Here is a 21,448-nt window from a genome sequence, read left to right as displayed (position 1 = left end):
CCGCGCGCGCGGCGACCATTGTGCCGCGCGCCCCTTCGCCTGTGTCTTTTTGCGCGCGAAACGGCAAGGATTTCCACAATCGTACCGAAAAGCACCCTCCGACGTAAGAATCCTGCCGATTTCACGCCTTCGCCGCATTGATTTTCCCGACGCCGAGGCGCAGGTTCCGCCCGATCATACAAGTAGGAGAATGAGCCCATGCAATGGACGGATGTGCTCGCCACGCGAAACAGCCGGATGAAAGCATCCGAAATCCGTGAATTGTTGAAGCTGCTCGACCAGCCCGACATCATTTCGTTTGCAGGCGGCATTCCCGACCCGGCCCTGTTCCCGACCGCCGCCTTCTCGAAAGCCTTCGAGACCGCGATGACGCCGGAACATGCCGCCTCGGCACTGCAATATTCCGTCTCCGAGGGCTACAAGCCGCTGCGCGAATGGATCGCGGGCGAGATGGGCAAGATCGGCGTGCCTTGCGATGCCGACAATATCTTCATCACCTCGGGCTCGCAGCAGGCGCTGGATTATCTCGGCAAGCTGCTGATTTCTCCCGGCGATACCGCTCTGGTGACCGCGCCGACCTATCTGGGCGCGCTTGGCGCCTTCAATGCCTACGAGCCGCGCTATGCCCGCCTCGACGCTTTCTCGAACGAGACGCCCGAGGCGGCTCAGGCCGAAGCCGCCGAAGCCTCGGACGGCAAGGGCCGCGTGAAATTCGCCTATCTCTCGGCCGATTTCGCCAACCCGACCGGCGAAACCCTGTCGCTCGAAGGGCGCAAGGCCCTGCTCGCGCGTGCGGATGCGATGAATATCGCGGTGATCGAGGATGCGGCCTATCAGTCGCTGCGTTTTGACGGCGAGGCGATCCCCCCGCTACAAGCCCTTGATATCGAAGCCAAAGGCGGTATCGAAAACTCCCGCGTCATCTATTGCGGCTCTTTCTCCAAGACGCTCGCGCCGGGTCTGCGCGTCGGCTGGGTCTGCGCGGCCAAGGATGTGATCGGGCGGCTCGTGCTGATGAAACAGGCGGCCGATCTCCATTCGCCGACGCTGAGCCAGATGGCCACGAATTTCGTCGCCCGCGAGATTTTCGACGAACATGTCGCCAAGATCCGCGCAATCTACAGCAGCCGCCGCGATGCGATGCTGGCCGCATTGGCGCGCGAAATGCCCGAGGGCGTGACCTTTACCCGCCCCGAAGGCGGCATGTTCGTCTGGGTCACGATCGATCCCAAGCTCGATGCGGCCGAGGTTCTGGCGCGCGCGGTTGCCGATTACCGCATCGCTTTCGTGCCGGGCGGGGCGTTCTACGCCGACGGCTCGCGGCGCAACGACATGCGGCTAAGCTATTCCTGCGCCACCAACGAGCAGATCGACGAGGGCATCACCCGTCTCGGCCGTCTGCTGCGCAGCTTCTGATCACTTCCCTTTCGGGACCGGCAAGGCGGCCTTCGGGCCGCCTTTCTTTTTGGCGCCGCGCGGGAGAAATCGGGGCTGGCTGCGCCGAAGGAATCAATCTATGAATAGGTATTCATATGTTGACTCATTCGCAGGAAGCGACCATGGCCGCGCATGACCACCCTGCCCCCGAGGGGCATGACCACCATCCAGACCACAGCCACGCCGGTCACGGCACCCACGGTCACGGACCCCACGAGCACGCCGGCCACGGCCACGATGGCCATGATCACGACCATGCGGGCCATGACCACACACCCGCCGTCACCTCCGAGAACGAGCGCAAGGTCCTGATCGCGCTCGCGATTACCGGAAGCTTCATGCTGGTCGAGGTAGTGGGCGGCTATCTGTCCGGCTCGCTCGCGCTGCTGGCAGACGCGGGCCATATGCTGACCGATACCGCGGCGCTGGCGCTGTCCTATCTCGCCTTCCGCTTCGGACGCCGCGCGGCGGACGGGCGGCGCACCTTCGGCTATCTGCGCTTCGAGGTCATCGCGGCTTTCGTCAATGCGCTTGCGCTTTTCGCCATCGTCTTCTGGATCGCCTTCGAGGCCTGGCACCGCTTTACCTCGCCGACCGAGATCCTCGCGGGGCCGATGCTGGTGGTCGCGGTGCTCGGGCTTTTGGTCAACCTGCTGGTGCTGCGCATCCTGACGCAGGGCGGCGACCACGACCATGTCAACATCCAGGGCGCGACCCTGCATGTTCTGGGCGATCTGCTCGGCTCGGTCGGGGCGATTGCGGCGGCGGCGGCGATCTGGCTGACCGGCTGGACCCCGATCGACCCGATCCTGTCGGTCGTCGTCTCGGTCCTGATCCTGCGCAGCGCGTGGTTCTTGGCGAAACGCTCGCTCGACATCCTGCTCGAAGGCGCGCCCGAAGGGTTGTCCGCCGATGAGGTCGAGACCTTCCTGCGCGCGGATTTCGCGGCTGAAATCACCTCGGTCGCGCATATCCATCTGTGGCAGATCACCAACAAGCGCATGCTCGCAACGCTAAGCGTCGAGCCCTCCGAAGGGGCCGCGTTCCGCGATCTTTCCGCCCGTATCGCCCGCGCCCTGCAGGAGCGTTTCGAGATCGAACATGCAACCGTGGCGCTTGACTGGTCGGGCGAAACGCGGCGCTGCAGCCTTGCGGGCGGGACCGCCCCATGAGCACCCTGCCTGCGGCCGCCGCGCCTTGCGGGCTGGTTCTCAGCCAGCCCGAGACCGCGGTTCTGGCGGATACATTCAAGCTTCTGGGCGATACGACGCGGCTCAGCATCCTGCTGTGCTGCCTCAATGCGCCCCGCTCGGTCGGAGAGATCGCCGAGGCGCTCGACCAGTCGCAATCGCTCGTCAGCCACCATCTGCGCCTGTTGCGCGCGGCGCGTCTCGTAAGGGGAGAGCGCCAGTCGCGGCAGGTCTTTTACAGCCTCAGCGATGCCCATGTCAGCGACATGCTCCATGTCATGGCCCATCACATCGCCGAGGAACGCAGCGCCTGAACAGGCAAAGGCCTCCCCCGAAAGGGCGGCCCGCGTGTTTTCTGCGGGGCTTTTCAGCCCTTGATCAGGCGGCGGCGCAACATGCCCGAGAACCAGTCCATCACCATCACCACCAGCACGATCAGCACGATGTAATAGGCGACATGCTCCCAATCCTGCTGGGTCTGGATCGCCTGCGTCAGCATCAAACCGATACCCCCGCCGACAATCGCGCCGATCACCGTCGCGCCGCGGGTGTTGGATTCGAGGAAATAGAGCACCTGCGACAACACCACCGGCGCCACCTGCGGCAGCACGCCCCAGCGCGCCCGTTGCAGCGGGCCCGCGCCGGTCGAACGCAGCCCCTCGACCTGTTTGCCGTCAATGTTCTCGAGCGATTCCGAAAAGAGCTTGCCGAAGCTGCCGACATCGGTGATCAGGATCGCGAGACTGCCGGTCAGCGGCCCTGGCCCGAAGGCGCGCGACAGGATGATCGTCCAGATCAGCCCGTCGACCCCGCGCAGGAAGTCGAAGAACCGCCGCGCCACCTGACGCAAAATGCGCGAGACCCCGAAGTTGCTGGCCGCGACAAAGGCCAGCGGCAAGGCGATCAGGGCCGCGCCGAAGGTCCCGAGAAAGGCCATCAGGACCGTCTCGCCCAAGGCACCGAAGACATCGCCGTGATGCCAGACCCGATTGGTCCAGAAGTCATGGGCCATCGCGCCGATCTGCGCGGGATCGGACAGCGCGGTCCCCGCCAGAGCCAGCGGCCCCTGCCCGTGATAGGGGCTGTCGAGGGTGAAGAAAAAGAGCTCCCAGCCCGCGAAGCGGCGCATGACCTCGGCGCGGTTCTTGGTGACGCTGACCCGAGAGGAGCCGATGGTCAGATCGACGCGCGAGGCGCTGGCCGAAACCCAATCCTCGCTGCCGGTGATCCCCTCCCATGTAATGCCCGAGCGGGCGGGAAGGATGGTTATCGGGGTAAATCCCTCGCGCAGGACCTCGACGCGACCGGGGGCAAGGACGACCTCGGCTTGCGGGATCTCGACGCGGGTCGCGCTGCCCTCGCGGGTGATCCATGCCGGCTCCTCGCCCGCGGGATAGGTCATCTTGCGGCTGCCCTCGATCGCGGTCGTGACCAGATCGGAGCGGTTGTCGAGCGTCACATGGGTCTTGTAGGACCAGAAATCGCGCATCAGCAGCGCGGCATTGTCCAGCCGCGCCCGCCCCGCGAGCCCCGCAAGATCGAAGGCGAAGAAGACATAGACGAGATAGGCCAGAATCCCCGCAGGCACCGCCATTGCGCGCAGGCTGCGCTTGCGGATCAACGCCTGCGCGCGGGCCTCGATGAGGGCGACTTGCGCGATCGGCGCGGTTCGGGTGGCGCTCGTCATGGTTTTTCCCCGTGGATGAGGCGGTCTCGCGCCGTGCTTGAGGCTTGATCGATCACGACGATGGTGACGAAGAGCAGGATGAAGATCGCCGCGGCCGCATCATAGCGGCCCGGCCCCCAGGCGATGGCGTTTCTCAGCTCGTAGCCGATGCCGCCCGCGCCGACGAAGCCCAGAATGGCGCTTGCGCGGATGTTGATTTCAAAGCGCAGCAGCGCATAGCCCAGCCAGTTCGGCGCGACCTGCGGCATGACCGCAAGCCACATCCGCTGCAACCAGCCCGCACCGACGCTTTCCAGCCCCTCGACCGGTTTGGTATCGGCATTCTCGACCACTTCGGAAAAGAGTTTGCCCAAGGCGCCGGTGGTATGGAAGGCGATGGCGATCATCGCGGGCACCGGCCCTCCGCCCAGAACGAAGATCAGCACCAGCGCGATCACCACATCGGGGATGGCGCGCATGATGTCGAGCAGGCGGCGCACCGGCGCGACCATGCGCGGCCAGGGCGAAAGTCCGCGCGTCGCGAGCAGGGCCAGCACCCCGCCGCCAAGCGCTCCCACCAGCGTCGAGACCGCCGCGATATTGAGCGTCTCGACCAGCGCGGGCAGATAGGTCCACATCAGCCCCGGCAGATTGGCGGCCTTGGCGGCTGCCTCGGCGATCAGCTCCGAGGGATAGTCGAAAACATGGGGCAGACCGCGCAGAAAGCCGCCTGCATTGCGGTCGTTGGCGATCTGGAAACCGCCGGCCAGAAGGGCCACGAAGACGATCAGCAGAAGGCCGGAATACATCCGGCGGCGGCGCACCAGATCGAGATAGCGGGATTGGAGGTGGTCCAGATCGGTCATCGAAACCTGCATGTGAAAAAGCGGGCAGGAAAACCCCTGCCCGCCCGTTTTCGGAAATTACTGCGCTGCAAGTTCGGCTTTGCGCACGTCGATGATGGTGTTGTAGGCCTCGTGGGTGACCGGCTTGAAGCCCGCCGTCTCGCCCGAAGCCACACCGTAAAGGCATTCCTTGTCCTTCTCGCCCAGCTCGGCCAGAAGTGCGGTGAATTTGGTCTTCACGTCGTCGGGCAGCGCCTTGCGGACGACAAAGGGGCCTTCGGGGATCGGCTTGGATTTCCAGATCTCGACGATCTGGTTCATGTCGACGATGCCCGCATCTGCCGCCTTGCGCAAAGCGCCCGAATTGTAGCCGTCGGCCCAATCGCCCTGGGCATCCGCCCAGGTCACGCCCGCCGCGACATCGCCGTTCTGGACCGCGATGATGGTCTGTTCGTGGCCGCCGGTGAATTTGATCTCGCCGAAATACTCGCCCGGCTTCATCGAATAGCCCTCGGCCGGGATTTCGACCAGCGGGATGAGATAGCCCGAGGTCGAGTTCGGATCGCCGAAGCCGAAGCTCTTGCCCTTCATATCGGCCAGCGAGGTGATGCCGCTGTAGGTGCGCGCGAAGCCGATCGAGTGATAGGTGGTCGAGCCGTCGAGATTGGCTTTGACCAGCACCGGATCAACCGCTTCGGGATCGGTGAGATAGATCTTGGCATAGCTGGAGGCGCCGAGGCTCGCCGCATCCAGCGTCCCGCCGAGCAGGCCCTGGATAACGCCGTCGTAATCGGCCGGAGTGAAAAGCTTGACCGGAACGCCGAGCGCTTCCTCGGCATATTTTTGCAGGCAGGCATTCGCGGTCATGCGGTCCTGCGCATTCTCGCCGCCCATCACGCCGATGTTGAATTCCTTGATGCCGTCCTGCGCGAAAGCAGGCAGCACCATCGCGGTCGAGACCGTCAGGGCGAGGACAAGGGATTTCATGGGGTGGAACTCCGGTTTTTCGGGGTCTGGGGTTGGTCTTGCGCTCAATCCGCCAACATGCGGGCGGCATAGGCATCGTCGCGCAGGGGGGCGGGATCGCGCTCCAGCGTGTCGATTTCGGTCGAGGTCGCGGCCTCGGAAAAGTCGTGGCCCGCGCCGTAGATGTCGCGGGCGGCGGCCGGCGTCAGTTGCGCGGGCGCGCCGTCGAAGACCACGCGGCCGTGGCGCATCCCGATCACGCGGTCGCAATAGCGCCGCGCCGTATCGAGCGTGTGGAGGTTCGCGATCACCGTGCGGCCGTCCTCTTCGTGGATCTGGCGCAGCGTGCGCATCACGATCTGCGCATTCATCGGATCGAGGCTGGCGATCGGCTCGTCGGCGAGGATGATCTTGGGGTCCTGCATCAGGGCGCGGGCGATCGCCACACGCTGCTGCTGGCCGCCCGAAAGCGCCTCGGCGCGTTTGGCGGCCTGTTCGGCAATGCCCAGACGGTCGAGGATCGCGATGGCGCGGGCGATATCCTCGCGCGGCCACAGGTTCAGAAGCGTCGCCCCGATGCCGCGCCGGTTGAGCAGCCCGTGCAGCACGTTGGAGACGACATCGACGCGCGGCACCAGATTGAACTGCTGGAAGATCATCGCGCATTGGCTCTGCCAGCGGCGCTTGTCGGCGCCCTTATAGGCCAGAATGTCCTGCCCCTCGAAAAGGATCCGCCCCGAGCTCGCATCGGTCAGTCGGTTCATCATGCGCAACAGCGTCGATTTTCCCGCGCCCGATGCGCCGATCACGCCGACCATCATCGGGCGGTCGATCTGGAAACTCGCGTGATCTACGGCAGTGGCCTGCCCGAAAATCCGCGTCACATTCTCAAAAGATAGCAGCATCTCGCCCCCGGCTTGTTGGCGACCGAAATAGGCAGGGGCTGTGACAGGGGGGTGTCGCGGTTGTGAAAGTTTTGCGAAAGCGCGGGGGAGTTTCGCGGGGGCGCCTGACCGTGCAGCGCGCCCGACGAAAACGGGCCCGATCTTGCGACGGGCCCGGATTGCTGGGATTTTACACGGCTTTACAGCGGAATATGTTCGCGCCGGTCTTCGGCGATCAGGGTGCGGATCTGCAGGACGATCTGGTCGGCATGGGTCGCGCCGAGCCGGTCGGCGGTGTCGATGTCCTGATTCTCGATCGCGCGGATCATCTCTTCGTGCTCGGTCACGAATTCCTCGGGGAGCTTGTCGGCATAAGAGGAATAGTAAAGCCGCAAGAGGCGCCGCCCCTCGTCCAGCAGCCGCGCAAAGAGGCTCGCATAATAGGGGTTCTTGCCCGCATCCGCGATCGAGGCGTGGAAATCGCGGTTGGTCGCGATCATGCCCAGAGCATCCTGATCACGCACCGCACGGGCGAAATCGGCCTGATGGGCGCGGATGACCGCGAGATCCTCGGGCGTGCGGTTGCGCGCGGCCAGACGGGTGGTGACGCGGTACATCAGGGTGATCGCATCGAAAAACGCGGGCAGGCTGAGGAAGTCGATATTCGAGACCACGGTCGAACGGTTGGGCAGGGTCGTGACCAGACCGTCACCGGCAAGGCGCACCAAAGCCTCGCGGATCGGCGTGCGCGACATGGCGAAGCGCTCGGCCAACTGGTTCTCGTCGATCGCACTGCCGGGGGGCAGCGAAAGGCTGATGATCTCGTCGCGCAGCACGTCATAGACGAGCTTCACGCCCGAGCCCCGTTTGCGGTCTGCCGATGCGGGCGCCTGTTTCTGGTCCATCTGGTATCCTCTGTGTCGACAATGAATATGGACTTGTTGGGCCGAGGATCAAAGTCTTTTCAGCGCTTTTGCTGTTGTTTCCCTGCGTTTGCGCGCCTTTTCGCGCCCTTTGCCCGTACCTTGGCCACCCCGCGCCCCGGGCGCACCGTTCCAGCCGCTGTTCCACCCTTTTCCCGATGCGGCGCGCGCCTTTTCGCCCTGCGGCGGGCCCTGTTGCGGATCATGCAGAAAACTTGTCGACAAATAAAATACATGAGTTATGTTGAGAGTCAGATGACGGGAATCGCGGATCTCTTTGCCGCGGCAGGCCCTGTAATGATGGAGAGAAAGATGATTTCGGATATGTTCACGGGCACGATCCCGGCGCTGATGACCCCGTGCAAAGCGGACCGTACCCCTGATTTCGACGCGCTGGTGCGCAAGGGTCAGGATCTGGTCGCGCAGGGCATGTCGGGCGTCGTCTATTGCGGCTCGATGGGCGATTGGCCGCTGCTGACCGACGAAGAGCGCATGCAGGGCGTCGAAGCGCTGGTCAAAGCCGGCGTTCCGGTCATGGTCGGCACCGGCGCGGTCAACACCAAACTGGCGGTTGCCCATGCGGCCCATGCCCAGAAGGTCGGCGCGCAGGCGCTGATGGTGATCCCCCGCGTCATGTCGCGCGGCACCTCGGTCGCGGCCCAGAAAGAGCATTTCAAGGCGATCCTCGCCGCTGCTCCGGACGTTCCGGCCGTGATCTACAACAGCCCCTATTACGGTTTCGCGACCCGCGCCGAGCTGTTCTTCGAACTGCGTCGCGAGCACAAGAACCTGATCGGCTTCAAGGAATTCGGCGGGCCGAAAGACCTGCGCTATGCAGCGGAATTCATCACCTCGGCCGATGACGGGGTCGCACTGATGGTCGGCGTCGATACCGCCAACTTCGTCGGCATCGTCGAATGCGGCGCGATCGGCACCATCACCGGCATCGGCAACGTCCTGCCCAAAGAGGTCCTGCTGCTGGTCAAACTGTGCAAAGCCGCAGCCAAAGGCGATGCCGAGGCCCGCACCCGCGCGCTGGAACTGGAAGCGGCGCTGCGCGTGCTGTCGTCCTTCGACGAAGGCCCGGATCTGGTCCTGTTCTACAAACATATGATGGTGCTGACCGGCAACCCGGAATATGTCACGCATTTCAACGAGTTCGACAAGCTCTCGCCGAGCCAGCAGGGCTATTGCGAAGCGCAGCTCAAACTGTTCCAGGACTGGTTCGCCGACTGGAGCAAACAGGGCGGCGTCATCGCCAAACTCGCGGCCTGATCGGCCCGAGCCCTTCACCATCCCGAAAGGCCCCGCACCTGCGGGGCCTTTTTCCCTTCGGCCCTTGCCGGTGCGGATCATGCCGGTGCGGATCATGCCGGTGCGACCCTTGCCTTTCGGACCAAGCACTTTCGCGCCGATGCGGGGTAAGGGCCAATGCGGGTCTTGCAGCAGGCGCGCCTTCGGTATAGCCCCGCCGCTCCGCCTTCCGGCCCCCGCGGCCGCGCCCCTTCTCCGATCACAGGTCCGCCCATGTCCGACGCGCCCGACGCCATTCTCGCCATTGATTTCGGCACTTCGAACTCTGCCGCAGCGATCTGGCAGGACGGCGCGCTCCGCCGCATCCCGATTGCGGGCGGCGAGGACACATTGCCCACCGCCGTCTTTTTCCCGACGCGCGGCGCCGCGATGCAGATCGGCCAGCAGGCGGTGCAATCGCTGATCGACGGCGAAGACGGCCGCTTCATGCGCGCGCTCAAAAGCATCCTCGGGACCAGCCTCTTCCACGAGAGCCGTCTGGTCGGCGGCAAGCGCCGCACCCTGTCCGAAATCGTCACCGCCTTTCTCGCCGCCGTGAAAGCGCGCGCCGAGGCCGAGACCGGCCGCCGCTTCACCCATGCGCTGTCGGGCCGTCCGGTCCATTTCCACTCGGCCGATCCCGCCCGCGACCGCAAGGCCGAAGAGGATCTGCGCGCCTGCTATCTCGCCGCCGGTTTCGCGGGGGTCGATTTCATGTTCGAACCCGAGGCAGCCGCTGTCGCGAGCCATAGCCTCGGCCGCCCCGAAGAGCTGGGGCTGATCGTCGATATCGGCGGCGGCACCTCGGATTTCTCAGTCTATCGCGCGCCCGGAGGCCGGGTCGAGATCCTCGCCAGCCACGGCCTGCGTCTTGGCGGCACCGATTTCGACCATGCGATCTCGCTCAGCCATGCCATGCCGCTGCTGGGTCACGGCACCGAACTGCGCCGCACCTTCGGCGAGGGGCTCTTGCCGGTGCCGAACGGGGTCTATCAGGACCTTTCAAGCTGGCCGAAAATCCCCTTCCTCTATACCCGCGACACCCAGAAACTGGTGGCGGATCTGGTCAAACATGCGGTCGAGCCCAAGAAGATGACCCGCCTCGCCACGGTGATCGGGGACGAGCTGGGCCACGAGCTGGCCTTTGCCGTCGAAAAGGGCAAGATCGCCGCCAATTCCGCCCGCCCCGAAGCCCGTATCGCCATGGGCTATATCGAGCGCGGCCTTGCGGCGGATGTCACGCCGGCCTCGATGGATGCCGCGCTCGGTGCCTATCGCCGCGCCCTGCATCAGGCCATGTCCGAGACGCTGGACATGGCGGACACCGCGCCCGAAGCGATCGGGCGCATCGTTTTGGTCGGCGGTTCGAGCCTGATGTCGCTGGTCGCCGACGAGGCGAAGGCGCTTTGCACCAAGGCCGAGGTCAGCCGCTCCGAGGCCTTTACCGCCGTGGTCGACGGTCTGGCCATCGCCAGCGGCAGGCCCTGAGCGCCGCACGGGCCACGGCCCGACAGCCGCCATCCTGTGCGCATCGCAGGCAGGGAACAACCGCGACTTTTCAGCAATACCGCGAATCGCAAAACGCGGTCTAAGATCGGCAAAAGGCAGAAACAACGCCGAGGAAAAGATGCAGGACGACCCCGCCTTCAGCCGCCCGCAGAACGGATTCCGCTCGGCCCTGATCGTCGAGGACCACCCGCTTTTCGGGGATGCTTTGGCGATGACGCTGCAATCCGTGGCCGGAATCGAGCGGATCGAACATTATGAGACAATGGACGAGGCCATTGCCCGCATTGAAAGCGCCGAGCGGCCCGACCTGATCCTGCTTGACCTGCATCTACCTGATGTCAATGGACTTTCCGGCCTCATGGCCCTGCGCCAATCCGCGCCGGACGTTCCGGTCGTGGTGGTGACGGCCGCCGCCGAGCCACGCATCATCCGCTCGGCGCTGCTGGCCGGTGCGGCGGGCTATCTGCCCAAACATGCCAAACGCGACATGTTCCGGCAGGCGCTCGACACGATTGCGCGCGGAGAAGTTTTCGTCCCCGAAGCCAGTCTCGCCAGCCTGACGGAGCCGCGCTCGCCCTCGTCGCAAGACGAGGCGATCCGCAAGCTCTCGCAGCTGACGCGCCAGCAGGCCAAGATCCTCGAACAGATCTGTGCGGGGAAAATGAACAAGCAGATCGCCCACGACATGTCCATCGCCGAGACCACGGTGAAGGCCCATATCACCGCGATCATGCGCAAACTCGGGGTCTATTCGCGCACCCAGGCCGTGCTCATGGCGCGCGAAGCGCAGGAAACCGGCCCGAGCCCGAGCCATTAAGCCGCGCGACGAAATCCATGTCGGCCCGCGCAATCACGCCGCTCCGATGCCGCCCCTTGTCGGGTCACGACGAAGTTCATAACCTTTGCCCGAGGGGGAGGGTTAAGCGGTATGGAGGAAGTTTCGGATGGTGATATCCCCTTGAACGGGCTGCTTTCCTTCGCGCCCCGCACGGATGGCGAAGCTATCGGCGGGACGCAAGACACGGCAGCGGACAGCGCGCCCCGCAGCGCCTCGGTCGCGGCCGATACGCCCGATGCCGCGCAGGCCCTTGCGGGGATGCTCGGGCCGGGGCCTTTCGCGCTGATCGTGCTTTTCGCCTCGCTTCAGGCCGATATCGCGCCGCTTCTGGCGGATGCGGCACGCCATTATCCCCATTCGCGCATCACCGGCTGCACCACCGCCGGAGAGATCGGTGCCAGCGGTTACGAGACCGGCCAGATTGTCGCCCTCGCCTTGCCCGAGACGAGTTTTGCCGCCGAATATGTCGTGATCGAGAATATCGAGCACATCGCCACCCGCGAAATCGTGGCCGAGGTTCTCCATGCCCGCGAAGATCTGACCCGCCGCGCCGAGGCCCTGCCCCATGACCTCGCGATCCTGCTGGTCGACGGGCTGTCGGGGCAGGAAGAAGCCCTGATCGCGGCGCTGACCGGCGGGCTCGGCCATGTGCCGATGGTCGGCGGATCGGCGGGGGATTCGGGCCATTTCCGCAATGCCAAAGTCTTTGCCGACGGCCGCATTCTCGACAATGCCGCGATTTTGTGCCTGATCCGCAGCCGCGGCGAGTTGCGCAATTTCTCTTTCGACAACAACCGGCCCTCGTCCGCGCGCATGATCGTGACCGCCGCCGATCCGTTGCGCCGCATCGTGACGCGCATCAACGACGAGCCGGCGGCGCTGGAATATGCCCGCCTTGTCGGCCTGCCGGTCGATGCGCTGACGGCCGATGTCTTCGCCACCCGCCCCGTTCTGGTGCGCGCCGGCGGCAGCTATCACGCCCGCGCCATCCGCCACGCCTTGCCCGACAATTCGCTGGTCTTCTTCAGTGCCATCGCCGAGGGCATGGTGCTTACCATCGCCCAATCAAGCGATATCGCCGAGCATCTCGAAGGCGCATTGGCCGAAATCTCGGCGGCGGGCGCGCCCGATCTCATCCTCGGTTTCGACTGCATCTTCCGCCGCATCGACGCCGAAAGCCGCCAGAAGGGCGCCGAAGTCTCGCGGATTCTGGCGAATAACCGCGTCGTCGGCTTTTCGACCTATGGCGAGCAATTCGGCGGGCTCCATGTCAACCAGACCCTGACCGGCGTGGCTTTCTATCCGCCGGAAGTCCGGCCATGAGCGACCGCAGCGGCCAGCCCGACCCCGCCCCGCCGCTGGATCTCGGCGCGCTTTTCCATCCCGAAGACGATCTGGCGCGGCGCAACGAAAAGCTTTTGTCGATCACCGGCGCGCTGATCCGTCAGGTCGAGGCCATGCCCGAGGATCACGACCACGGTTTCGCGCAATTCCAGCGCGCCGCCATGCTGGAAGAACAGGTGCGCAGCCGGACGCGCGATCTCGAACGCGCGCTCGATCTGCTCAATACCTCGAACGCGCGCCTCGCCGAAGCCAGTCGCGAGACCGAGGCCGCGCGCCAGAACCTCGCCGCGGCAATCGAGACGGTGCAGGAAGGTTTCGCGCTTTTCGACACCGACGAGCGCATGGTGATGTGCAATTCGCGCTTCAGCGTGCTCTTGCCCGATATCGTGCCGAAACTCGTGCCCGGCCTCGGCTTTGACGATTACCTCAACCTCGCGGCCTCTTCTGCCCATATCCTGCTGCCCGCCGATGTCTCCCCGCCCGATTGGGTCGAGATGCGGCGCGCCCGCCACAAAGAGCATCATTTCATCCTCGATCTCGCGGTCGAAGGCGATCGCTGGCTCCAGATCTCCGAACACCGCACCGATGACGGCGGCACCGTGATCTTGCAAACCGAGGTGACCGACCTCATCCGGCGCGAACGCGAGGAGCGCGGCCGCCTGCAGGACGATCACGCCCAGATCATGCGCGCGACGCTGGACCATCTGACGCTTGGCGTGTGCATTTTCGACGCGCGGCTTCTGCTATTGGGCTGGAACGAAAAGCTTGCCGAATATCTCGCGCTGCCGCGGACCCGCGTCCGGCAGGGCATGCATTTCGACCAGCTGCTCGAACAGGTCAAAAGCCAGTTCCTCTTTCCGCACGGGCTGTCGCCGCACCGCATCTCGGATTGGGTGCGGCGGGTGCGGCGCAAGGACAGTCTCGCGATCGAGCTGACGCGCAAGGGCGGGCAGATCTTCAAGATCTTCGCGCAAGAGACACCGGGCGGCGGCTTCGTGATGTCCTTCGACGACGTTTCGGCCGAACGCGGCGCGCTTGCGGCGCTGTCGCAGGCCAATGAAACCCTCGAGGCGCGGGTCGCCGCGCGCACGCTCGAGCTGGAGGATGCTCTGGCGCAGGCCGAACGCGCCAATGCCGTGCGCGCGCGTTTCGTCGCCGCCGCGAGCCATGATCTCTTGCAGCCTTTGTCTGCCGCGACGCTGTATCTCGCCTCGCTTCCCGACGAAACCATGAGCGCGCCCGCCCGCAAAACCATCGACAAGGTGCAGCGCTCGCTTGATTCGGTCGAGGGCCTTCTGGGCGCTTTGCTCGATATTTCGCGGCTTGAGTCCGGCCATGCGGCGGTCACGCTGGAGCCGATCGAGCTGGGGCCGCTCTTTGCGCAATTGCGCGAGGAATTCATCCCGCTCGCCGCGCGCAAGGGGCTGCAACTGATCGTGCCGCCGGTGCAGGGCGCCGTGGTGATCTCGGATCAGGTCTATCTGCGCCGCATCCTGCAAAACCTGATTTCCAACGCGATCCGCTATACGGCGCAGGGCCGCGTCCATGTCGGTCTGCGTCGGCGCGGGGACGAATGGCAGGCCCAGATCCGCGACAGCGGGCCGGGGATCGATACCGCCGATCAGGCCCTGATTTTCCGCGAATTCCACCGCCTCGACAGCAAGGCCGCGGCGGGCGAAGGGCTGGGGCTCGGCCTTGCCATCGTCGAGCGCGCGGCAGGCCAGCTTGGCCACAGGATCGGTCTGCGCTCGGCCTTGGGATGCGGCTCGACCTTTTCGGTTTCGATGACCTCGGCCGAGGGGCTTTTACCCGCGCGCACGCCGCCCGCGCCCCAGACCCGCACCGCCGGTCCCGACGAGGAACAGAGCGGCCAGACCGTCCTTCTGGTCGAAAACGATGCCGAGCTGGCGCGCGCCACGACCGAACTGCTCGAACGCTGGGGGCTGACGGTTCTGGGCGTGGCCAGCGGCGAGGAAGCACTTGATCTGATTGCGGAAACCGGCGTCGAGCCCGATCTGTGCCTTGTCGATTACCAGCTTGGCGCGGGGATGGACGGGATCGCCTGCCTCAATGCCTTGCGCATGCGTTTCGGCCGCGATCTGCCCGCCCGCCTGGTCACTGCGGACCGCTCGGCGGAGCTGGGCGAACGCGCGCGCGAATACGGGATCGAGATCTTGCAAAAGCCGGTCGCGCCGCGACTTTTGGGGGCCTTCATCTTCGGCTCGGAATGAGCAAAAGGGCCGCACAGGCCCCTTTGCCCCATCTCTGCGCACGGGTCGGCACGCCAGCCGCCGATCGCGCCCGATGGCGGCCATTGCCGCGCACACACGGGGAAGAACGCGCCTTTAATCGAACAATATCACGCGGCTACGGGGACCGAGAGGCGGGTCAGAAGTTCGTGGAATGCCGCCATTCCGCTCACGACATGATCGGCACCGGCGGCGCGCAGGACCTCGGCATGGCCCGCACGGTGGTCGGAGGGGCCGACGAATCCCACCGCAAGACAGCCCGCCGCCTCCGCGGCCTTCACGCCGTGGGGGTTGTCGTCGATGAAGATCGCCTCGGCAGGCGCGACCCTCAGTTTCTCGGCGGCGAAATAGACCAGATCCGGCGCGGGTTTACCGCGCGCGACCTGTTCGGCCGAATAGATATGCGGCCCGAAATGCGCGGCCAGAGGCGTGCGCGCCAAGGATTGCTCGAGCCGGTTTATGCTGGAATTCGAGCAGACCGCCATCGGCAGGTCGAAACCGCGCAGAACCGCCTCCACCCCCGGAATATGGGGAATATCCATGTCGAACATCGCAAAAAGGATCTCGTCGGCCGAGGCGACCACCTGTTCGGGATCGAGCCCCTCGCCCGCGATCCAAGCGAGACTGGCCTGAACCGAATTGCCCGAAAAGACCGAGGCCGCCTCGACGGTGGTCATCGGCCTGCCCGCAGCGCTGACCGCGCGGGCCAGAGATTCGCAGCCCAGAGGCTCGCTATCGAGCAAAACCCCGTCGCAATCGAAGAGAATGGCTTTGAAGTCGCGCATCATTTCCCGCTTTCCTGCATGATTTCGCGCAGCATGACGGGATTGTCGCCAACAAGATAGCCCGGCTTGCACAGGCTCGGGCTGCGGCTCGATCGCGGCACGGCAACCGGCCGCCGCACCATGACGGGACCCCGCAAAACAAGACCCGCGCGCGCCGCGGCGGCAAACAGGGAACGCACCGGCCCGCCCTTTGCCGCGCAGGGGACGAAATTCAGCATTTCTGGCGACTTGTCTCGCGCGGGATCCCGTTTTATTGCGGGTCATGGCGATGCGGATTCTGCCCTCTTTCTGTCTGGTGCTCGTGGCGATGCTGACGCTCGCTTTGGGCATGGCGGGGGCTGGCCATCGTCTGCCTTCGGCGGATTCGCTTGCCCTGCGCGCCTATGCGCTCGCCGGATTGCCGAGCGATCTTTGCGGTGGGGCCGAGGGGCATGACGAATTCGCCCTGCCCCATTGTCCGGTCTGCACGCAGGTCGGCCCCGCGATCCTGCCCGATCCCGAGCCCTGCCTTGTCGCGATCGAGCGTCACGCGCAGGCCGTCACCTATCTGCCGATGCGCCGCTATGCGCTCGACCGGCTGCGCGACCGCGCGACGCCGCCGCGCGGCCCGCCCCTCTTCCCGCTTGCCGGTCGCCCCGTCTGAACGCTTTCACGGGCCGGCTTTGGGCTTTTCGACATGTGATCGCCCGCGCGGGACCGCCGCGCGCGCCCTCTCTTTGCGAATGCGGGACCAAAAATGACCGAGACTTTTCCCAACGCGCGGCCCGATGCCGCCAACAAGGGCAGCAATAGCGGCACCAATGCCGCCGCCTGGCGCGCCTTTCTGCTGCGCCTCCATTTCTATGTCGGCCTCTTTGCCGGCCCCTTCATCCTGATCGCGGCGCTGACCGGCACGCTTTACGTCGCCACTCCCCAGCTCGAGGCATGGATCTACCGCGAGGCGCTTTCGACCGGTGAGACCGGCGACTGGACCAGCCCCGAGACCCCGAAACCCGCCCCTCTGGCCGAGCAGATCCGCGCCGCGCGCAAGCTGGCGGGGGATGCGCCGATCTTTGCGCTCCGGCCCGCGCCGACACCTGCCGATACGACGCGGGTGATGTTTTCCGACCCCGCGCTTGGCCCGTCCGAGACGCGCGCGATCTTTGTCGATCCCTTCACGCTGGCGGTCAAAGGCGACATGGTGGCCTATGGCACCTCGGGGATCCTGCCCTTCCGCACCGCCATCGACTATTTCCACCGCAACCTGATGCTGGGCGAATGGGGCCGCTATTACAGCGAGCTGGCCGCATCATGGCTGTGGGTGGCAACGCTCGGCGGGGTCTGGCTCTGGGCCACGGGGCGCAGGCGCGCGCGGCCGGTCAACCAGCTGCCCAAGGCGCAAAGGCTGCGCTGGATCCACAGCATGATCGGGGTCTCGATCGCGGTTGTCCTGCTCTTCCTGTCGGTCACGGGGCTGACATGGTCTCAGGCGGCGGGGGCGCGGATCGACGCGTTGCGCGGCGTCATGGGCTGGGTCACGCCCGCGTTGGATCTGTCGTTGGACGGGGCGGGGATGGCGGATATGTCGGGGGGTGAACATGCCGAACATATGGCGCAAGCCGCCGCGATGACCGCGCTATCCGGCCCCGAGCTGGACGATTATTTCGATGTCGCGCTGGCCTCGGCGCGGTTCGAGGGGATCGACGCCCCCATGACCGAGATCCGTCCGCCGAAAGCCGGCAAGGCATGGCTCGTGACCGAATACGACCGGCGCTGGCCCAGTCAGGTCGATGCGGCGGCGGTCGATCCGGCGATGTTCACCGTGATTGCACGCACCGATTTCGACAGTTTCGGGCTGGTCGCGAAGCTGGTGCGCTGGGGGATCGACGCGCATATGGGCGTGCTGTTCGGGCTGGCGAACCAGATCGTCGTCGCGCAGGCGGGTCTGGGTCTGGTGGCGGTCATCGCCTATGGCTACCGCATCTGGTGGCTGCGCCGTCCTGCAGCGGGGGCCTTGCCGCAAGGGCTGATTGCCGGCTGGTCGCGGACGGGAGCGACTGCACGCATCGCAACCCTGATCGCCGCGCTGGCCTTTGGCTGGGCGCTGCCGGCTCTGGGCGCGAGCCTCGCCCTCTTTCTGGCCGTCGATCTGCTGCGCAGCCGCTTGGCATATGCGGCAAGCTGAGCGTCGCGCGATCCTGAGGGGGGCGGCTTGACTGCCCCCCGTCCAGACGCCCTCAGCCGCGCTCGACCAAACCGCAGCGCGCCAGAAACAGCCCCGTCGCCTCGGCGATGATGCGGTCGAGATCAAGGGCCGCGCCCTCGGGCACCTCCATCAGGACGCGCGCCTGCGCCTCGTATTCGGCGTAATGCTGGGTCACGGCCCAGATGTTGAACTGGAACAGCAAAGGATCGAGCGGCGCGATCTTGCCCGCCGCGATCCAGCCCTCGATCACGGCATTCGCGTCCTGAACGGCGGCTTTCAGCGCGCCCCAATGTTCGCCCATTTCCGGCGCGCCGCGGGCGATTTCGCTGGCGAAAAAGCGCGAGACATCGGGATGGTCGAGCGAATGGCGGATCTTGCGCGCGATATAGGCCGAGATCGTCGACGCCGGATCGTCGCCCGGCGCATTGATGAAGAAAATGTCGCGCCATTCTGTCACGATATGGCCGAGCGCATCCTGATAGAGCTCTTCCTTGGACGAGATATAGTAATGCAGCTGCGCCTTGGTGATCCCCGCCGATTGCGCGATCGCCGCGGTCGAGGTCCCCGCCAGCCCGTTACGGGCGAATTCGCGGATCGCGGCATCGCGGATCGCGGCCTGGATTTCACGGCGTCGTTGCTGGGCGCTGGTCATGCCGCCCTCCCTCCGGATCTGGATTTCCTTCTCTGGCGGTAGCCTGCCCCGCGCGGCTTTACCAGCCTTTTGAACGGGATGGGGCCGGATCGCGCGCGCGGCGGCGACAGACGGCAGCCAAAGTCGGCGGCAAAGACGGCGGCAAAGAAGGTTGCGGTCAAGAAAAAGCCGGACGCTGCGGATGCGCGTCCGGCCGGTTGTCGTGAGGCGGGGAATTACTCGGCCGAAAGCTTGGCTTTCAGATCAAGCCCCGTGCCTTTGTTGACGAAACGGGTATCCGCGACCTTCGACAGATCGACGCTGCCCGCTTCGAGAATGCCCGAGGCCACCGCGAGATCGTGGAAATCCTTGATCCGCGCCTCGTCAAGCGCGCCGATCCCCTTTTCCAGCGCCTCGCCGGAATCGATGATGCCCAGAGCCTCGAATTGCGCCATTTCGGCATCAAGCTTTTCGACCGTCATCTCGGGGTTGGCGGCCATGATCGCGGCATAGGCGGCGCTGCGGTCGCCGTAGATGTAATTGTACCAGCCCTCGATCGAGGCATCGACGAAGCGCTGCACCAGCTCGGGGTTTTCGTCGATGAGCTGCTGGCGGGTCTCGATCGTGCCGCCATAGGTCGTCCAGCCCTGATCGGCGAGCAGGAAGGTATCGACCGCCGCGCCCTCGGTCTTGGCATAAAGCGGCTCGGCGGTACCGTAGGCCTGCTGGACCATGGCCGGATCGCCAAGGAACTGCGCGAGGTTGAAGTTGTAGGGGCGCAGCTGCTCGTTCTTGAAGCCCTTGTCCGCGACCATCCATTTCCAGAAGCTGAACTGGCCGTCCTTGCCCATCAACACCGTCGGCGCCTTGGTCAGCGACGCGAAATCGGGATAGGCGCCGGCATGGGCCATGACCGCCTGCGGATCCTTTTGATAGAAGGCCGCGACGACGCGGGTCGGGATGTTGTTGCGGACGTTATCGAAGGAAAGCAACAGGTTGCCCGCAATGATGAAGTCCAGACGCCCCGCCGAAAGCATGGGGCGGTTGTTGACCTGCGGCCCGCCGGGGCGGATTTCGACCTCGAGCCCGTGTTTGGCGTAAGTCCCGTCGGCCACGGCCTGATAAAAGCCGCCATGCCCGCCCTGCGCCAGCCAGTTGGTGCCCAGCACGACCTTGTCCTGCGCCCAAGCCCCGCCTGCCGCCATCAAGGCGCCTGCTGCGGCCAATGCCGCGAGAATTCCCTTCATACGACCTCTCCCTGAGTTTCGTCCTTGCGCGCCATATCGGCGCTCCAGCCCCGCGTTTTTCCGGGGTTCATCAGGCCGTAAGGATCGGCCTGTTTCTTGAATGCGATCTGGCTGTCGTCGATCTGCTTCATGCCGCCGTCTTCGATGGTGACGACATGGGGATCGAAGATGGTGCAGCCGTCGAGGCTTTCGAGCTCGGCAATCAGGCGGTAGGTTTCGTCTTTGCCGCGATAGCGCACGAGGGGCAGCGCGAAGATCTGGATCTCGCCGTCCATCCGCGCCATTTCGTGGTGCCAGTAAAGCTCCTCGCCGTAGCGCGCCATCTGCGCCATCACCAGATCGGGATCGAAGGGGCGCGGATAGGCGACCTGAAGATAGGTCCAGCCCTTGTCGGCCTTGAGCGCCTGAAGCGTGGTATGGTTCCAGCCGCATTCATAGGCGGGCTGAAGACCGGCCGCGCGGATTTCGTCCTTGGTCATCGCAAAGGAGACACGGCCCCCCCGCGCCTCGGCCTCGGCGGTGAAACGCGCCAGTTCCGAGGGCGCGACCATGGCGAAAATCGCGTCGCGGTCGGCGGGGAAGTAGTCGCCGAATTTGGTGTAATAGGGCGCGAAGCGGCGCTCGACCGCGGTCAGCAGATAGCAATCCATCCCGCCTTCCTGCGCCGAAGTCGCAAAGCGCAAGGCATGGTCGTAGCCGTCGAAGAGCGCCGCCGTATGGATCCAGTCGGTGGCGGGCGTCAGGGCCAGACCGACCTCGACCACGATGCCGTTGGTGCCGTAGGCGTGCTGGACCTTCTGGATGGCGTCGTCGCGCAATTCGATCACCTGCGGGTTTTCCTCGACGGTGATGACCTTGATATAGCTCACATTTCCCGGATCGCGCAGCATCCCGTGACGCAAGGAGCCGATCCCGCCGGAACCACCCGCGATAAAGCCGCCGATCGTCGCCATCTGGCGGGTCGAGGGATACATCAAAAGCTCCTGCCCCGTCTCGCGCGCGGCCTCGTCCAGACGCGAGATGCGCGCGCCGGCCTCGACGCGGACATAGCCCTCGCGGATTTCGCGCACCTTGTCGAGCCGCGTCAGATCCATGATCACGCCGCCTTCAAGCGGCACGCATTGGCCGTAATTGCCGGTGCCGCCGCCCCGCAGGGTCAGGGGCAGTTTGTAGCGCGCGATCAGGGCAGCAACGGCTGTGACCTCTTCGACCGATTGCGGCACGACGACCAGTTCGCCCAGCTTGTCCTGCAGCAGATCGTTCAGGATCGGGCTGTACCAGAAATAATCCTTGGACCGCGCCGAGAGGTAATTGGCGTCGTCGTGAAAACGGATCCCCGCGAGATCGGCTTTGAACGCGTCGAGGGCTTGGGTTCTGGTCATGGTCGGTCTCTTTCCTTGGGAAGCGGCGGAGCGGATGGGGCGGTGACGGGATGGAAGACGCCCGACCGGAGGAC

General features: G+C 65.2%; 20 protein-coding genes. 10 read left to right on the top strand and 10 right to left on the bottom strand.

What is annotated here, in order from left to right:
• Positions 1-198: 198 nt before the first annotated feature.
• The 3 genes from ACFFUC_RS14510 (at position 199) to ACFFUC_RS14500 (ending at position 2,941) form a co-directional block, all read left to right on the top strand.
• Positions 199-1,416, top strand: coding sequence for an aminotransferase-like domain-containing protein (locus ACFFUC_RS14510; RefSeq protein ID WP_377687432.1), 1,218 nt, complete (start codon positions 199-201; stop codon positions 1,414-1,416).
• A 143-nt stretch (positions 1,417-1,559) separates the two neighbouring features.
• Entirely contained in the window at positions 1,560-2,609 is a 1,050-nt protein-coding gene (locus ACFFUC_RS14505; protein ID WP_377687430.1) for a cation diffusion facilitator family transporter, read from the top strand.
• Positions 2,606-2,941 (top strand): ArsR/SmtB family transcription factor, encoded by a 336-nt coding sequence (locus ACFFUC_RS14500; protein ID WP_377687428.1) that lies wholly within the window; start codon positions 2,606-2,608, stop codon positions 2,939-2,941. Before ACFFUC_RS14505 ends, ACFFUC_RS14500 begins: the two co-directional genes overlap by 4 nt.
• 53 nt (positions 2,942-2,994) lie before the next feature.
• On the opposite strand, the gene phnE (ACFFUC_RS14495) is transcribed toward ACFFUC_RS14500, so the two are convergent.
• The 5 genes from phnE (ACFFUC_RS14495) to ACFFUC_RS14475 form a co-directional block, all read right to left on the bottom strand.
• The gene (gene phnE / locus ACFFUC_RS14495; protein WP_377687426.1) at positions 2,995-4,314 is read right to left on the bottom strand and encodes a phosphonate ABC transporter, permease protein PhnE; all 1,320 of its coding nucleotides are present in this window, start codon (positions 4,312-4,314) and stop codon (positions 2,995-2,997) included.
• Positions 4,311-5,159 carry a phosphonate ABC transporter, permease protein PhnE gene (gene phnE, locus ACFFUC_RS14490; RefSeq protein ID WP_377687424.1) on the bottom strand — a complete coding sequence of 283 codons (849 nt, stop codon included), beginning with the start codon at positions 5,157-5,159 and terminating at the stop codon, positions 4,311-4,313. The genes phnE (ACFFUC_RS14495) and phnE (ACFFUC_RS14490) overlap by 4 nt, the downstream gene beginning before the upstream one ends.
• A 57-nt stretch (positions 5,160-5,216) precedes the next feature.
• A complete protein-coding gene (phnD, locus tag ACFFUC_RS14485; protein WP_377687422.1) occupies positions 5,217-6,125 on the bottom strand; it encodes a phosphonate ABC transporter substrate-binding protein in 909 nt (302 codons plus the stop codon).
• Between the two features lie 44 nt (positions 6,126-6,169).
• Positions 6,170-7,009, bottom strand: a complete 840-nt coding sequence (phnC, locus tag ACFFUC_RS14480) for a phosphonate ABC transporter ATP-binding protein (RefSeq protein ID WP_377687421.1) — start codon at positions 7,007-7,009, stop codon at positions 6,170-6,172.
• A 179-nt stretch (positions 7,010-7,188) separates the two neighbouring features.
• Complete coding sequence (locus ACFFUC_RS14475; RefSeq protein ID WP_377687419.1) at positions 7,189-7,893, bottom strand: GntR family transcriptional regulator; 705 nt, start codon at positions 7,891-7,893, stop codon at positions 7,189-7,191.
• Positions 7,894-8,223: 330 nt separating this feature from the next.
• On the opposite strand from ACFFUC_RS14475, the gene ACFFUC_RS14470 reads away from it, so the two are divergent.
• The 5 genes from ACFFUC_RS14470 to ACFFUC_RS14450 all read left to right on the top strand — a co-directional run bounded on the left by ACFFUC_RS14470 (position 8,224) and on the right by ACFFUC_RS14450 (position 15,126).
• The gene (locus ACFFUC_RS14470) at positions 8,224-9,186 is read left to right on the top strand and encodes a dihydrodipicolinate synthase family protein (protein ID WP_377687418.1); all 963 of its coding nucleotides are present in this window, start codon (positions 8,224-8,226) and stop codon (positions 9,184-9,186) included.
• A 252-nt stretch (positions 9,187-9,438) separates the two neighbouring features.
• Positions 9,439-10,692, top strand: a complete 1,254-nt coding sequence (locus ACFFUC_RS14465; protein WP_377687416.1) for an Hsp70 family protein — start codon at positions 9,439-9,441, stop codon at positions 10,690-10,692.
• A 139-nt stretch (positions 10,693-10,831) separates the two neighbouring features.
• Positions 10,832-11,530: a response regulator gene (locus ACFFUC_RS14460; protein WP_377687414.1), complete on the top strand. Its 699-nt coding sequence runs from the start codon at positions 10,832-10,834 to the stop codon at positions 11,528-11,530.
• Between the two features lie 111 nt (positions 11,531-11,641).
• Entirely contained in the window at positions 11,642-12,874 is a 1,233-nt protein-coding gene (locus tag ACFFUC_RS14455) for an FIST N-terminal domain-containing protein (protein WP_377687412.1), read from the top strand.
• Entirely contained in the window at positions 12,871-15,126 is a 2,256-nt protein-coding gene (locus tag ACFFUC_RS14450) for a PAS-domain containing protein (protein ID WP_377687411.1), read from the top strand. Before ACFFUC_RS14455 ends, ACFFUC_RS14450 begins: the two co-directional genes overlap by 4 nt.
• A 128-nt stretch (positions 15,127-15,254) precedes the next feature.
• Here the strand turns inward: ACFFUC_RS14450 and ACFFUC_RS14445 are convergent, their stop codons facing one another.
• Positions 15,255-15,932: an HAD family hydrolase gene (locus ACFFUC_RS14445; protein ID WP_377687410.1), complete on the bottom strand. Its 678-nt coding sequence runs from the start codon at positions 15,930-15,932 to the stop codon at positions 15,255-15,257.
• Positions 15,929-16,147, bottom strand: a complete 219-nt coding sequence (locus tag ACFFUC_RS14440) for a hypothetical protein (RefSeq protein ID WP_377687408.1) — start codon at positions 16,145-16,147, stop codon at positions 15,929-15,931. Before ACFFUC_RS14440 ends, ACFFUC_RS14445 begins: the two co-directional genes overlap by 4 nt.
• A 50-nt stretch (positions 16,148-16,197) precedes the next feature.
• Here ACFFUC_RS14440 and ACFFUC_RS14435 point away from each other — a divergent pair, with 50 nt between their 5' ends.
• Both ACFFUC_RS14435 and ACFFUC_RS14430 read left to right on the top strand, forming a co-directional pair.
• The gene (locus ACFFUC_RS14435; RefSeq protein ID WP_377687406.1) at positions 16,198-16,572 is read left to right on the top strand and encodes a hypothetical protein; all 375 of its coding nucleotides are present in this window, start codon (positions 16,198-16,200) and stop codon (positions 16,570-16,572) included.
• 93 nt (positions 16,573-16,665) lie between these two features.
• Positions 16,666-18,093 carry a PepSY-associated TM helix domain-containing protein gene (locus ACFFUC_RS14430; protein WP_377687405.1) on the top strand — a complete coding sequence of 476 codons (1,428 nt, stop codon included), beginning with the start codon at positions 16,666-16,668 and terminating at the stop codon, positions 18,091-18,093.
• A gap of 52 nt (positions 18,094-18,145) precedes the next feature.
• Here ACFFUC_RS14430 and ACFFUC_RS14425 read toward each other — a convergent pair whose 3' ends face one another.
• From ACFFUC_RS14425 to ACFFUC_RS14415, 3 genes are all read right to left on the bottom strand, one after another.
• Positions 18,146-18,766, bottom strand: a complete 621-nt coding sequence (locus ACFFUC_RS14425) for a TetR family transcriptional regulator C-terminal domain-containing protein (protein ID WP_377687404.1) — start codon at positions 18,764-18,766, stop codon at positions 18,146-18,148.
• Between the two features lie 215 nt (positions 18,767-18,981).
• On the bottom strand, positions 18,982-19,992 hold the full coding sequence (locus ACFFUC_RS14420) for an ABC transporter substrate-binding protein (RefSeq protein ID WP_377687402.1): 1,011 nt from the start codon (positions 19,990-19,992) through the stop codon (positions 18,982-18,984).
• The gene (locus tag ACFFUC_RS14415) at positions 19,989-21,374 is read right to left on the bottom strand and encodes an FAD-binding oxidoreductase (protein WP_377687400.1); all 1,386 of its coding nucleotides are present in this window, start codon (positions 21,372-21,374) and stop codon (positions 19,989-19,991) included. The genes ACFFUC_RS14420 and ACFFUC_RS14415 overlap by 4 nt, the downstream gene beginning before the upstream one ends.
• Between the last annotated feature and the right edge of the window lie 74 nt (positions 21,375-21,448).

Origin of the sequence: Paracoccus cavernae, from assembly GCF_042430175.1 — a bacterium.
Taxonomy (GTDB): domain Bacteria; phylum Pseudomonadota; class Alphaproteobacteria; order Rhodobacterales; family Rhodobacteraceae; genus Paracoccus; species Paracoccus cavernae.
Note: the sequence above shows the minus strand (reverse complement) of the source record. Positions and strands in the feature narration are given on the sequence as shown.